Source organism: Agrobacterium sp. RC10-4-1, from assembly GCF_014138475.1.
Lineage (GTDB): Bacteria > Pseudomonadota > Alphaproteobacteria > Rhizobiales > Rhizobiaceae > Agrobacterium > Agrobacterium pusense.
Genome location: NZ_JACJIT010000007.1, coordinates 286,654 through 299,300, shown reverse-complemented (window position 1 = coordinate 299,300; position 12,647 = coordinate 286,654). Strand labels below are relative to the sequence as shown.

13 protein-coding genes and 1 riboswitch are annotated in these 12,647 nt (G+C 59.7%); of the genes, 10 read left to right on the top strand and 3 right to left on the bottom strand.

Features of this window, described 5'->3' with window-relative positions; all coding sequences use genetic code 11:
* The first annotated feature begins 19 nt into the window (after window positions 1–19).
* The 7 genes from FHW77_RS20125 to FHW77_RS20095 all read left to right on the top strand — a co-directional run bounded on the left by FHW77_RS20125 (window position 20) and on the right by FHW77_RS20095 (window position 6,665).
* Window positions 20–961, top strand: coding sequence for an ABC transporter substrate-binding protein (locus FHW77_RS20125; RefSeq protein ID WP_004444202.1), 942 nt, complete (start codon window positions 20–22; stop codon window positions 959–961).
* Between the two features lie 66 nt (window positions 962–1,027).
* Window positions 1,028–2,041, top strand: a complete 1,014-nt coding sequence (locus FHW77_RS20120) for an aldo/keto reductase (RefSeq protein WP_004444199.1) — start codon at window positions 1,028–1,030, stop codon at window positions 2,039–2,041.
* 4 nt (window positions 2,042–2,045) lie between these two features.
* A complete protein-coding gene (locus FHW77_RS20115; protein ID WP_004444194.1) occupies window positions 2,046–2,867 on the top strand; it encodes an amidohydrolase family protein in 822 nt (273 codons plus the stop codon).
* Window positions 2,868–2,870: 3 nt separating this feature from the next.
* Window positions 2,871–3,881, top strand: a complete 1,011-nt coding sequence (locus FHW77_RS20110; RefSeq protein ID WP_004444192.1) for a zinc-binding alcohol dehydrogenase family protein — start codon at window positions 2,871–2,873, stop codon at window positions 3,879–3,881.
* On the top strand, window positions 3,878–5,011 hold the full coding sequence (locus FHW77_RS20105; RefSeq protein ID WP_004444190.1) for a mannitol dehydrogenase family protein: 1,134 nt from the start codon (window positions 3,878–3,880) through the stop codon (window positions 5,009–5,011). Before FHW77_RS20110 ends, FHW77_RS20105 begins: the two co-directional genes overlap by 4 nt.
* An 11-nt stretch (window positions 5,012–5,022) precedes the next feature.
* On the top strand, window positions 5,023–5,352 hold the full coding sequence (locus FHW77_RS20100) for an L-rhamnose mutarotase (RefSeq protein ID WP_034500010.1): 330 nt from the start codon (window positions 5,023–5,025) through the stop codon (window positions 5,350–5,352).
* A 35-nt stretch (window positions 5,353–5,387) separates the two neighbouring features.
* Window positions 5,388–6,665, top strand: coding sequence for an L-fuconate dehydratase (locus FHW77_RS20095; protein WP_004444186.1), 1,278 nt, complete (start codon window positions 5,388–5,390; stop codon window positions 6,663–6,665).
* Here the strand turns inward: FHW77_RS20095 and cobD are convergent.
* Window positions 6,647–7,693: a threonine-phosphate decarboxylase CobD gene (gene cobD, locus FHW77_RS20090; RefSeq protein ID WP_034500013.1), complete on the bottom strand. Its 1,047-nt coding sequence runs from the start codon at window positions 7,691–7,693 to the stop codon at window positions 6,647–6,649. The two genes, FHW77_RS20095 and cobD, sit on opposite strands and share 19 nt — an antisense overlap.
* Here cobD and cbiB point away from each other — a divergent pair.
* Window positions 7,692–8,657, top strand: coding sequence for an adenosylcobinamide-phosphate synthase CbiB (gene cbiB / locus FHW77_RS20085; RefSeq protein ID WP_034500015.1), 966 nt, complete (start codon window positions 7,692–7,694; stop codon window positions 8,655–8,657). The two genes, cobD and cbiB, sit on opposite strands and share 2 nt — an antisense overlap.
* Here cbiB and FHW77_RS20080 read toward each other — a convergent pair.
* A complete protein-coding gene (locus FHW77_RS20080) occupies window positions 8,644–10,101 on the bottom strand; it encodes a cobyric acid synthase (protein ID WP_004444181.1) in 1,458 nt (485 codons plus the stop codon). The genes cbiB and FHW77_RS20080 overlap by 14 nt on opposite strands.
* Window position 10,102: 1 nt before the next feature.
* Window positions 10,103–10,720 (bottom strand): cob(I)yrinic acid a,c-diamide adenosyltransferase, encoded by a 618-nt coding sequence (gene cobO, locus FHW77_RS20075; RefSeq protein WP_004444179.1) that lies wholly within the window; start codon window positions 10,718–10,720, stop codon window positions 10,103–10,105.
* A gap of 132 nt (window positions 10,721–10,852) precedes the next feature.
* Window positions 10,853–11,069, top strand: a riboswitch (cobalamin riboswitch).
* A 118-nt stretch (window positions 11,070–11,187) separates the two neighbouring features.
* On the opposite strand from cobO, the gene FHW77_RS20070 reads away from it, so the two are divergent.
* Window positions 11,188–11,613, top strand: a complete 426-nt coding sequence (locus FHW77_RS20070; RefSeq protein ID WP_004444176.1) for a DUF1636 family protein — start codon at window positions 11,188–11,190, stop codon at window positions 11,611–11,613.
* Window positions 11,610–12,647: a cobalamin biosynthesis protein CobW gene (cobW, locus tag FHW77_RS20065; protein WP_004444173.1), complete on the top strand. Its 1,038-nt coding sequence runs from the start codon at window positions 11,610–11,612 to the stop codon at window positions 12,645–12,647. The genes FHW77_RS20070 and cobW overlap by 4 nt, the downstream gene beginning before the upstream one ends.

Sequence of the window (12,647 nt, the reverse complement as noted above, 5' to 3'; positions counted from 1 at the left end):
CGACATCACGGAGGAAGAAATGAAAAAAATTGCGACTGCCCTTCTGACATCCGCAATCGCGCTGTGGAGCGTTTCCACCGTGCAGGCCGGTGAAATCGCCGTCATCGTCAAGACCGTCAATTCGACTTTCTGGCAGAACGTCCAGAAGGGCGCCGATGCGGCCATGAAGAATTCTTCAGGCAACACCATGACCTTCCAGGGTCCGGCTGCGGAATCGGCCATTGCCGACCAGGTTAACATGGTTGAGAACGCCATCAACCGTAAGGTCGCCGGCATCGTGCTTGCACCTTCCGATCCGGACGCGCTGGTGCCTGCTGTCAAGAAGGCCTGGGAAGCCCGTATCCCCGTCGTTCTCATCGACTCGCAGCTCGCCAAGGGCTCTGAGCAATATTACCAGTCGTTCCTCGCGACCGATAACAAGAAAGCCGGCGAACTGGCAGCGCAGGCGTTGATCGACAAGGTGGGCAAGGAAGGCAAGATCGCCGTCATGTCCTATGTCGCCGGGGCTGGTTCTGAAATCGGCCGTGTCGGCGGTTTCACCGATTACATCCAGATGAACTCAAACCTGAAGATCGTCGGCCCGTTCTACTCGCAGTCGCAGATGGCGACCGCGCTGAACCAGACGACCGACGTTCTGGCCGCCAATTCGGACCTGAAGGGCATTTTCGGCGCCAATGAGCCGACGGCCATCGGCGTTGGCCGTGCGCTCGCCCAGTCAGGCAAGGCCGGCAAGGTCGTCGCCATCGGCTTCGACGGCAACCAGGATCTGCAGAACTTCGTGAAGGACGGCACGCTCGCCGGAATCGTGGTTCAGGGCTCCTATCAGATGGGTGAAAAGGGCGTCGAAACCGTCACCAAGCTCATCAACAAGGAAAAGGTCGAGAAGTTCGTCGACACCGGCGTCGTTGTTGTCACCAAGGACAATATCGAAAAGCCGGAAGCAAAGAACGTTCTTTACTGATCAAGCGATGACGCGCCGCTTCACCGGCGGCGCGTCTTTCCAAAGGCAAGCTGGAAAGTCTCCGCGATGAAAGTCTCCGATACACGTAAATTGCCGCGCCGCGCCGTCGACGTTACCGTCATGGGTCTCGGTTGCGCCCAGATGGGCAATCTCTACCGCGTTACGCCCTATGAAGAGTCCAAGGGTGCGTTTGACAAGGCATGGGAAAGCGGCATGCGTTATTTCGATACCGCGCCGTTTTATGGATATACGCGGTCGGAGCGTCGCCTGGGGACCATGGTGACGGAGCATGACCGGAGCGAATATTCGCTGAGCACCAAGGTCGGTCGCGTCATGGTTCCCGATGAGACCGTCGGCCCCAAAGAGGATGCCTATATTGCGCCGCTACCCTTCCGCCCGTTCTATGATTATTCCTATGATGGCATTCTACGCTCTTTCGAGGCCAGCCAGCAGAGGCTCGGCGTTCTGAAGCCGGATATTCTTTATGTGCACGATATCGGCTCCTACACACATGGCGAAAAGCACCAGCATTACTGGGAGCAGCTGACCGCTGGCGGCGGCTTCCGGGCGCTTGGCAAGCTGCGTGAGGAAGGTTCAACTGGCGCTATCGGCCTTGGCGTCAACGAGTGGGAAATTGTCAACGACGCCATGGATGTCTTTGACATCGACGTCGCCATGCTTGCCGGCCGCTATACGCTGCTGGAGCAGCAGAGCCTTGCTTTCATGAACCGCTGCGCCGAAAGCGGTGTCGGCATCGTTGTCGCCGGTGCTTTCAATTCCGGCATTCTCGCGGGCAACCGCAAATTCAATTATGCCGATGCGCCTGCCGATATCCTTACGCGGGTTGATGCGCTGCAGGGTGTCTGCGAAGAAGTCGGTGTGTCGCTGCAGGCGGCTGCATTGCAATTTCCGCTGGCCCATCCGGCTTCGGTCACCGTCGTCTCGGGCGCGCGGAATGCGCAGCAGCTCGCTTCCAATATCGAATGGTTCGAACAATCTATTCCGGATGAGTTCTGGGCGGAACTGCACAGACGCGGTCTGATCGCCGAAGGTGCGCCGGTGCCGGGCGGAAAGGCCTGAGGCAATGCTTATCGACGCCCACCAGCATTTCTGGTTAATGAAGGACCGTGCCGGCCAGTGGCCGCCGCCGTCGCTCGCCGCCATCTACCGGGATTTTCTTCCAGCGGATCTATCGCCATTGCTGGCCGCGGCCGGAATTTCCGGCACCGTGCTGGTTCAGACGATGGAGACGGCTGCTGATACGGATTTCATGCTGGCGCTGGCGGAAGAAACAGATTTCATCAAAGGTGTGGTCGGCTGGGTGGACATGAAGTCTCCCGATGCTGCAACGGAAATCGCCCGCCGGGCAAAACATCGGGCGTTCAAAGCCGTGCGCCCGATGCTGCAGGGCATGGAAGACGTGGCATGGATCGATGATCCGCTGCTCGATCCCGCCGTGGCGGCGTTGGTGAACCACGGCCTGGCGTTCGATGCGCTGGTCCTGCCGCCCAATCTGCCGCATCTCCTCGCGTTTGCCCGGCGTCACCCGCAATTGCCTGTTGTCATCGACCATGGTGCCAAGCCGCTGATTGCGACCGGCCACTACAGCGCCTGGCGCAAGGATATGGGCGCTTTGGCGGCTCTTCCCAATGTCCATTGCAAGCTCTCCGGCCTCCTGACCGAGCGCGGCGATCAGCGACCGGAAGCAGTGCGGCCCTATGCCGAAACCATTCTGGAGCTGTTCGGCGCAGACCGGGTGATTTTCGGCAGCGACTGGCCGGTTTTGCGACTGGCGGGCGATTATCAGGAATGGCTGGACTTCTGTCGCGATATCGTGCCGGCAGCGGACCATGCGGCAGTCTTCGGCGGTAACGCCATTCGTTTTTACTCCCTTTCCCACAGGTGATCCATGCTGGCGATTTTCTGCGACACTCCCGGTCAACTCAGCGCCAAGGATCTGCCTAAACCTGTGCGTGGCGAAGGTGAGGTGCTGGTGCGCGTCCGTCGCATCGGGGTTTGCGGTACGGATCTCCACATCTTCACCGGCAATCAGCCCTACCTCTCTTATCCGCGGATCATGGGCCATGAGCTCTCCGGTACGGTTGAAGAGGCGCCGCAGGGCAGCCATCTGTCCGTCGGCGACGTTGTTACCATCATTCCGTATATTTCTTGCGGAAAATGTAGCGCCTGCCTTAAGGTCAAGAGCAATTGCTGCCGCAATATCGGCGTGCTCGGCGTTCATCGTGACGGCGGAATGGTGGAATATCTGAACGTGCCGCAGCAATTCGTGTTGAAGGCTGAAGGGCTGAGCCTCGACCAGGCGGCGATGACCGAATTTCTGGCTATCGGCGCGCATGCGGTGCGCCGTGGCAACGTCGAAAAAGGACAGAAGGTTCTGATCGTCGGCGCCGGACCGATCGGCATGGCGGTAGCGGTTTTCGCGGTTCTCGATGGCGGCGAAGTCACGATGATCGATGGCCGTACCGACCGGCTGGATTTTTGCAAGGAGCATCTCGGCGTCGCCCATACAGTGTCGCTTGGGGACGGCGACAAAGATCGTCTTTCCGAGATTACCAACGGTGATTTCTTCGATGCGGTCTTCGATGCGACCGGTAATCCTAAAGCCATGGAGCGCGGCTTTTCCTTCGTCGGCCATGGCGGTTCGTATGTGCTTGTTTCCATCGTCGCGAGCGATATCAGCTTCAACGATCCGGAGTTCCACAAACGTGAAACGACGCTGCTCGGCAGCCGCAATGCGACGCCGGAGGATTTCGAACGCGTGTTGCAGGCATTGCGGGAAGGGAAAGTACCTGAGGCGCTGATTACGCACCGTATGGCGCTTGCCGACGTTCCATCGCAGTTCGCAGGGCTGACAGATCCGAAAGCCGGAGTCATCAAAGGCATGGTGGAGGTCGCATGACGCCCGAGACGCCCATCCTGCAATTCGGTACCAGCCGCTTTCTTCTTGCGCATGCGGACCTCTTTGTCTCGCAAGCACTGGACAAGGACGAGGCTATTGGTCGCATCGCGATTGTCCAGACAACCGGCAATGCGGAAAGCCTGAAGCGTGTCGCGGCGCTAAATAGTGGCGCGCCCTACCCCGTGCGCATTCGCGGCATCCGTGACGGGCGGAACGTGGATGAGGAAATTGAGGGCAAGGCTGTCGCGCGGGCCCTGACCTCGGCAACCGAATGGGAGGAAGTACGCCGCCTCGCCTGCGAAGCTGCTGTCATCTTGTCCAATACCGGAGACCGCGGTTATGAGCTTGATTCTGCGGATGGCGCAGATCTCACGGAGGATTTTACGGCCGTCCCGAGGAGTTTTCCGGCGAAACTCTGCATTTTGCTGCTCGAACGTTTTCAGCGCAATCCGGAAGCGCCCGTGTCCATCTTTCCTTGTGAACTTGTGCCGCGTAATGGCGAAAAGCTGAAAGAGGTCATTCGCCGGCTTGCCGATGAATGGCAATTGCCGGCGGGTTTTGCCTTTTACCTGAACGAAAAGTGCCGTTTCGCCAATAGCCTGGTCGATCGCATCGTTTCCGAGCCTATCGATCCGGTAGGTGCAGTGGCGGAGCCTTACGCGCTCTGGGCGATCGAAAAGCAGGACGGGCTTGTTCTGCCCTGCACTCACCCTGCCGTGGTGCTGACGGACGATCTCGATCACTATGAAAAGCTGAAGCTTTTCCTGCTCAATCTCGGCCATTCCTATCTGGCGGAACGCTGGCTGCAGGATGCGCGGGCGAAGGACGAGACGGTGCGCCAGGCAATGGACGACAGTGCACTCGTCGCGGATCTGGAAACGTTATGGCGCGACGAGGTTCTGCCGGTCTTTATTGCTGAAGGCATGGGAAATGATGCGCAGGCCTATATCGGCGTGCTGCGGGAGCGTTTACGCAATCCCTTCCTTGCCCATCGACTGGCCGATATCGCCGGTAATCACGATGAGAAGAAGCGCCGACGCTTTGCTCCGGTCATTGCCGCAGCGGACCGGCTGGGATTGAGCCTGCCGCAATCAAAGCTGCGCGCGGCGCTTGCCACCATCAGAAAGTAACGGAGTTTTTCATGCAGCGTATGGGAATGGTGATAGGCGTCAAGCCGGAGATGATCGCGGAGTATAAAAGGCTGCATGCCGCCGTCTGGCCGGAAATTCTGGCGCTGATCAGCGATTGCAATATCCGTAACTACACGATTTTCCTGCGGGAGCCGGAAAACCTGCTGTTTGGCTATTGGGAGTATCATGGCACCGGTTTCAGCGCCGATATGGCGAAGATGGCGGCAAGCCCCAAGAACCAAGAATGGTGGTCTTTTACCATTCCCTGCCAGAAACCGCTCGAAACCCGCAGGGACGGCGAGTGGTGGGCTATGATGGAAGAGACCTTCCACCACGACTGAACGATTCCATAGGCACTGACCGCGAGTAAACGGCCATGACAAAAATTACTGATCTGCGTGTTTTCGACCTGCGTTTCCCCACATCCCAGAGCCTGGACGGCTCCGATGCGATGAACCCCGACCCGGATTATTCGGCGGCTTATGTCATTCTCGACACGGATGAGCCGGGTCTTAAAGGCCACGGGCTGACCTTCACCATCGGCCGGGGCAACGATATTTGCTGCATGGCCATCGAAGCGATGCGTCACCTCGTCGTCGGCACCGATCTTGCCACGGTCACTGAGAACCCGGGCAAATATTGGCGGCATCTGACCAGCGACAGCCAGCTGCGCTGGATCGGCCCCGACAAGGGTGCAATGCATCTCGCCACCGGCGCCGTTGTCAACGCGGTGTGGGATTTGCTGGCCAAGAAAGCCGGCAAGCCGGTGTGGCAGCTGGTGGCTGATATGAGCGCAGAAGAAATCGCCGATATCGTTGATTACCGTTATCTCACTGACGTGCTGACCCGGGACGAGGCGCTCGCAATTCTCAAGAAAGCCGAAAGCGGCAAAAAGGAACGCATCGAGACGCTGAAGAGCGAAGGTTACGCCTGCTATACGACCTCTGCAGGCTGGCTCGGTTATGACGACGACAAGCTGCGCCGTCTTTGCCAGGAAGCCATCGATGCCGGTTTCAACCATGTGAAGATGAAGGTTGGACGTGATCTGGAGGATGACATTCGCCGTCTCGCCATTGCCCGCGAAGTGATCGGCCCCGACCGTTATCTGATGATCGATGCCAATCAGGTGTGGGAAGTGGACCAGGCAATCGAGTGGGTGAATAAGCTCGCCTTTTCCAAGCCCTTCTTCATCGAAGAACCGACCAGCCCGGATGATGTCGCCGGCCATCGCAAGATTCGCGCAGCCATTGGTTCCGTGAAGGTGGCGACGGGCGAAATGTGCCAGAACCGCATCATGTTCAAGCAGTTCATCGCTGAAGGCGCGATCGATGTGGTGCAGATCGACAGCTGCCGTATGGGTGGCCTCAACGAAGTGCTGGCGGTGCTGCTGATTGCCGCCAAATACAATCTGCCGGTCTGGCCGCATGCCGGCGGCGTCGGGCTTTGCGAATATGTGCAGCACCTGTCGATGATCGACTATCTGGTGGTTTCAGGCACCAAGGAAGGTCGCGTCATCGAATATGTGGATCACCTACACGAGCATTTCATCGAGCCCTGCGATATCAGAAACGCCGCTTATATGCCGCCGAAACTGCCGGGTTTCTCCATCGAAATGAAGCCGGAGTCGATTGAAACCTACACTTTCGAGGGATGATCGAAAGAGAGCAGCGCCGCTTGAAGGCGCTGCCACTCAGCGTCGTTACCCGGAAGGCCGAAACGGATGTCGTGCGGCCTTTCATCGAAAATGCGCACGAGTATTCCGAGACGGCCGAGATGATCGAACAGGGCCTTGGAACGCTCGTCCCGCACCAGTGTGAACAGAGGCGTGCCGCCAACCCCGTTCAGCCCCGCTTTTTCCAAAAGGCAATTCATGCGCCGTGCTTCATCCGCGAGACGCAGCCGCATCGCAGATTGCCACGTTCCATCCGCCAGGGCTTCCGTTGCAATGTGCAGCGCCGGGCCGGAAACCGCCCATGGGCCGAGCCTCGCCTCCAACCCCGCAGCGATATCAGGGTGCGCAATTGCAAAACCAAGCCGGATTCCCGCCAGGCCATAAAATTTGCCGAAGGAACGAAGGACGACCAGAGCGTGCCGATCAACGCTATCCGCAAGGCTCTCGGCGCCTCCGGTTTCGATGAAGGCTTCATCCACCACCAGCAGGCCGCCGTTTCGATGTATTGAATCGGCGAGCCGCAAAAGAGTTTCGCGATCGATGATCCGTCCGTCGGGGTTGTTGGGATTGACCACCACCACGTAGTCGTGAGCGATCAGGTCGCTGACATGCTCCACTTCCCTCATGGTCAGCCCGGCCATGCGTGCGGTGCGGGCATGTTCCGCGTAGGCAGGTGACAGCACCGCGCCGCTCTTGGCGCCCCGGACAAGTGCGGTTTGAGCCAGCAGCGGCATGAGCATCTGGGTGCCGGGCGATAGCGTGACATGTCGGGCGGAGGGTGCGCCGAAATGGAGTGCGGCCAGCCGTTTCAGATAGTCGGCCGTCTCGGGCTCCGGCAGGCGAGCGAATGCGCTGGCGGGAATGGCAGAATACGGATAGGGATGCGGGTTGATTCCGGTCGAAAGGTCGATCCACGGTTCAGACGCGTCTGGAAACATCAGGCGCGCTCTGCCGAGATTGCCGCCGTGGCGGATCGCAGCCTGTGCCATTTCTGATATTGTCTCGCCCATGTTCCTCGCTCTCGCTTTCCTGTCGCTCGTGATCGAACGCCTGACCGGTTATCCGGACTGGCTGTTCAAACATATCGGCCATCCTGTCACCTGGGTCGGTTCGCTTATCGCGCTGCTGGACCAAAAATGGAACCGGGACAGCGCGTCATTTTCACGGCGCAAGGCCGCGGGTGTTGTGGCGCTGGTTGTTTTTGTCGGGCTGACGGTGATCCTTGCATGGTTTGCGCAATCTGTTCTGCTTTTCCTGCCCTTCGGACTTCTGGTGGTCGCCATCCTCGGTGCTTCGCTTCCGGCGCAGAAAAGTCTGGAACAGCATGTGGAGGCGGTTGCGACTGCGCTGGAGCGTGAAGGAGTTGAGGGTGGCCGCAAGGCTGTCTCGATGATCGTCGGCCGCGACCCGCAAAAGCTGGATGAGGCGGCGATCTGCCGGGCGGCGATCGAAAGTCTCGCCGAGAACTTTTCCGATGGCATCGTCGCCCCTGCCGTCTGGATGGGGCTTCTGGGCCTGCCAGGTGGCGCGGCTTATAAGGCGGTCAATACGGCCGACAGCATGATCGGTCATCGTTCGCCTCGCCATGAAGCGTTCGGCTGGGCTTCGGCCCGGCTTGACGATCTCATCAATCTGCCCGCTTCGAGATTGAGCGGCAGCCTGTTTGTCGTCGCCGCATTTTTTGTCGAGGGCGCGTCGCCAAAAGCGGCCATTGCCGCGATCCGTCGCGATGCGCACCACCACCGCTCTCCCAATGCAGGCTGGCCGGAGGCGGCGCTGGCCGGCGCGCTGGGTTTTGCGCTTGCCGGACCGCGTTCTTACGGCGGACAGATGATCGAAGCGCGTTTCATGGGGGACGGCGGAAGGTCTGCGCTGGTCGCCGGCGATATTCGCACGGCGTTGCGGCTGGCTCGGATTGCGGACCTGTTGCTGATCGGCCTATTCGGGCTTCTGGCGATCCTTATCGCGCTATAGCCAGCAGCCCGTCGAGATCGAGGTGCTGTTCCATATGCGCAGCCAGACGGTCGAGAACCGCATCCACCTGCGCATCATAGTTCAGGTCGGTGCCGCACCCGCCGAGACGCTCCAACCATGCGCCGCGCTGGCTATCATGAGCAAAGAGGCCGTGAATATAGGTGCCGAAGACACGGCCGTCGGGTGAGATGCTTCCATCGTAATGCCCGTCGATCGTCGAAAACACCAGATTGCCTGCTGCTCCCGTGGTCTCCCCGACATGCATTTCGTAGCCGGATAAACCAACACCATCAAAGCTCACGCCTTGAACGGAAACGAGTCGCTTGTCACCCGTCAAAACCGTCTCGACATCAAGCAGGCCGAGCCCGTCCACAGTCGCAGGTGATCCCTCGATACCGTCAGGATCCGCAACGGTTTTTCCGAGCATCTGGTAGCCACCGCAAAGGCCGAGAACGTAGCCGCCGCGGCGCACATGCGCCTTTATGTCGATGTCCAGACCCGCATCTTTCAGCACGGCGAGATCGGCAATGGTGGATTTTGAACCGCACAGCAAAACCAGCCGGCAATCGGCGGGAATGGTCTCGCCCGGCCGCACGCGGATCAGTTCCACGTCCGGCTCCATGTCCAGAGGGTCGAGATCATCGAAATTGGAAATGTGCGGCAGGATCGGCACGGCGATGCGGATCTTTGCGCCGGGTTTTCGCTCAGCCGGGCCGGAAAGACCGAGCGCGTCCTCAGCCGGCAGTTTCGTGGCATCGGAGAAATGCGGCAGAAGGCCTATCGAGGCCCAGCCTGTCCTTTTCTGAATTATCCGCATGCCGTCCGAAAACAACGCGGGATCACCGCGAAATCGGTTGACGATGAAACCTTCGATCATCGCCGCATCGTCAGGTTCGAGGACGGCTTTGGTACCGACAAGGCTGGCGATGACGCCGCCGCGGTCAATATCGCCGATGAGGATCACAGGCGCGTCAGCAGCTCTCGCAAACCCCATATTGGCGATATCATTGGCACGCAGATTGATTTCGGATGCGCTGCCCGCCCCCTCCACCAGCACCAGATCGGCCTGTTGTTTCAGGCGGTTGAAGCTATCCAGCACGCGCGGCATCAACCCGGCTTTCAGGTGCTGGTAATCGGCTGCCCTGGCATTGCCGGCGATTTTGCCCTGAACCACCACCTGTGCCCCGGTCTCGCTCTGCGGTTTCAGAAGAACCGGATTCATGTGGACAGAGAGGGGTACGCCAGCGGCCCGCGCCTGCAGCGCCTGTGCTCGGCCGATCTCGCCGCCGTCGGCGGTAACGGCCGCATTATTCGACATGTTCTGTGGTTTGAACGGCATGACGGATAGGCCGCGCCTGACGAAGGCGCGGGCTAGACCGGCCACCATCAGCGATTTGCCGACATCCGAGCCGGTTCCCTGAAACATCAGAACCCGTGCGGCCATGTCAGAATTCTATCCCTGGCTGTGCTTTCACGCCCGCCTTGAAATGATGCTTTACCAGCGTCATCTCCGTCACCATGTCGGCGGCGTCGATCAGCGGTTGCTTGGCATTGCGGCCGGTGACGATGATGTGCAGATCGGGCCGGCGGCTGGCCAGCGTCGTCACGACCTCGTCAAGCGGCAGGTAATCATAACGCAATGCGATATTCAGTTCGTCGAGTATCAGCAGGCCGATCGTCTGGTCAGCCATCAGTGTCACGGCTTCTTCCCACGCCTTCGCGGCAGCGGCAACATCGCGCTTCAGATCCTGCGTATCCCAGGTGAAGCCTTCCCCCATGGTACGCCACACCACCTTGTCACCGAACAGAGCCAGCGCCTGCTGTTCGCCGGTCGACCATGCACCCTTGATGAATTGCACGACGCCGACCCTGCGCCCGATGCCGAGCATACGCAACGCAAGGCCGAAGGCGGCCGTGGACTTGCCCTTGCCGGGGCCGGTATTGATCATCAGCAGACCTTTTTCGATGGTCTTTGCCGCGACTTCGGCATCCTGCACCGTCTTGCGGTTGACCATTTTCTGCCGATGGCGCTCGGCTTCGTTGTCGCTGATGTCGCGTGTCATCGCATATTCCTTCTTCACTCCAGCAGCCGGGAACTTATCCCTGCCCTTCGGAGCGGCGACTATACCCAATTTGCCGCACCCGGCAATGCGCGAGCCACGGGGGGCGGCATTGACCCCAAAGCCCGTTCGGCCTAAGGGTAAGGAACTGACGGTCTTTCCCCGGCAACGGGAAAAGCTAAGAGGGAACACGGTTCCACCCTGAAACGGGTCATTCCGTGGCTGCCCCCGCAACTGTAAGCGGCAAGCCCGCACCGTAAAGCCACTGGACCAGAGAGACGGTTCGGGAAGGCGGTGTCCGGGCGCTCATCGAGCCGCAAGCCAGGAGACCTGCCGCTTCAGGAAAAACGTCTACCGGGCGGGGTGCTCCGGTCAGTCGATGACGTCGAACAGCCGGTCTGTGCCTGTGCGCATACCGTTTTCGATATCCGCACCCCGAAGAATTTGACTCGGCGCGAGAACGATACGGTTTGGATATTTCAGCGACATCTTCATTTGCTGGTGGAAACGCGCAGGATGAAACGGCGTCCGGTGTGGTCGTTTTCGTTTGCCGAAGCTGTCGCGACGAAGCTGATCCCAGTGCCGAGCCACGTGCCGGCTCACGTCTTGCCGAGGCCGTCACCGCAGAGGCGGAAGCGTCCGGCATCGCGGTCCGTTCCGTCAATTGTCTCGCCAACTGCAAACGTGGCCTCAGTGCCGTGCTGCGCAGCGCCAATGGCTGGTCCTATGTGTTTGGCGGGCTGACACCCGACGATGCAGGGGACCTGCTGACCGGCGCGCGGCTTCTTTCTGCGTCTTCAGATGGCCTGATGCCCTGGCGCGGCCGCCCCGAACCATTAAAGCGCGGCATGGTGGCGCGCATTCCCCCATTCGATTTTACCGAGGAGAGATCATGAACAACCATCTGGACCGCGTTCCCTGCACCATCGTCACCGGTTTTCTGGGGGCGGGAAAAACGACGCTGTTGCGTGGTCTTCTGGAAAAGCTGGACGGCAAGCGGCTCGCAATCATCGTCAATGAATTCGGCGATATCGGTATCGACGGCGAAATCCTGAAAGGCTGCGGCATTGAAAGCTGCCCCGAAGAAAACATCGTCGAACTGGCCAACGGCTGTATCTGCTGCACGGTGGCTGACGATTTCCAGCCCGCGATCGAACAAATTCTCAGCCGCCAGCCGAAGGTGGAGCATATCCTGATCGAGACCTCTGGTCTTGCCCTGCCTAAGCCGCTGGTCCAGGCTTTCCAATGGCCGGCCATCAAGAGCCGCGTGACCGTGGACGCCGTCGTGGCCGTGGTGGATGGCGCCGCCCTTGCTGAAGGAAAGGTCGCGCACGACATGGAGGCGCTCGCTGCTCAGCGGGCCAATGACGAGGCGCTTGATCACGATGATCCGGTTGAGGAAGTTTTCGAGGACCAGGTCGCCTGCGCCGATCTCATCGTTCTCACCAAGGCCGATCTCCTTGATGAAGCCGGCCTCGACAAGGCGAGGGCGCATGTGCTCGAACATCTGCCGAAGGCGGCGAAGATCGTTGTGGCCTCCAATGGCGCCATCGACCCCGCCGTGCTGATCGGTCTTGGTCTTGCCGTTGAAGAGGATATCGAAAACCGCCGCACCCACCATGACGGTGAACTGGACCATGAGCACGACGATTTCGACAGCTTCGTCATCGACCTGCCGGCCGTAGCCGATCCGGAAGCACTGGCGGCGCGCATTGCCGAAACGGCTGCGGCTGAAAACGTCCTGCGCATCAAGGGCTTTGTCGAAGTTTCCGCCAAGCCCATGCGTCTGCAGGTGCAGGCGGTCGGAAGCCGGGTCAATCATTATTACGACCGCCCCTGGGCAGCGGGCGAGCAGCGCCGCAGCCGACTGGTCATTATCGGCGAAAAGGGCATCAATCGCGAAAAGATCGAACAGATGCTGGCCGCCTGA

What these genes read in the sequence shown, in the direction of transcription:
- FHW77_RS20125 (WP_004444202.1), top strand. Translation starts at nt 20, where the DNA reads ATGAAAAAAATTGCGACTGCCCTTCTGACATCCGCAATCGCGCTGTGG.
- FHW77_RS20120 (WP_004444199.1), top strand. Translation starts at nt 1,028, where the DNA reads ATGAAAGTCTCCGATACACGTAAATTGCCGCGCCGCGCCGTCGACGTT.
- FHW77_RS20115 (WP_004444194.1), top strand. Translation starts at nt 2,046, where the DNA reads ATGCTTATCGACGCCCACCAGCATTTCTGGTTAATGAAGGACCGTGCC.
- FHW77_RS20110 (WP_004444192.1), top strand. Translation starts at nt 2,871, where the DNA reads ATGCTGGCGATTTTCTGCGACACTCCCGGTCAACTCAGCGCCAAGGAT.
- FHW77_RS20105 (WP_004444190.1), top strand. Translation starts at nt 3,878, where the DNA reads ATGACGCCCGAGACGCCCATCCTGCAATTCGGTACCAGCCGCTTTCTT.
- FHW77_RS20100 (WP_034500010.1), top strand. Translation starts at nt 5,023, where the DNA reads ATGCAGCGTATGGGAATGGTGATAGGCGTCAAGCCGGAGATGATCGCG.
- FHW77_RS20095 (WP_004444186.1), top strand. Translation starts at nt 5,388, where the DNA reads ATGACAAAAATTACTGATCTGCGTGTTTTCGACCTGCGTTTCCCCACA.
- cbiB (WP_034500015.1), top strand. Translation starts at nt 7,692, where the DNA reads ATGTTCCTCGCTCTCGCTTTCCTGTCGCTCGTGATCGAACGCCTGACC.
- cobD (WP_034500013.1), bottom strand. Translation starts at nt 7,693, where the DNA reads ATGGGCGAGACAATATCAGAAATGGCACAGGCTGCGATCCGCCACGGC.
- FHW77_RS20080 (WP_004444181.1), bottom strand. Translation starts at nt 10,101, where the DNA reads ATGGCCGCACGGGTTCTGATGTTTCAGGGAACCGGCTCGGATGTCGGC.
- cobO (WP_004444179.1), bottom strand. Translation starts at nt 10,720, where the DNA reads ATGACACGCGACATCAGCGACAACGAAGCCGAGCGCCATCGGCAGAAA.
- cobW (WP_004444173.1), top strand. Translation starts at nt 11,610, where the DNA reads ATGAACAACCATCTGGACCGCGTTCCCTGCACCATCGTCACCGGTTTT.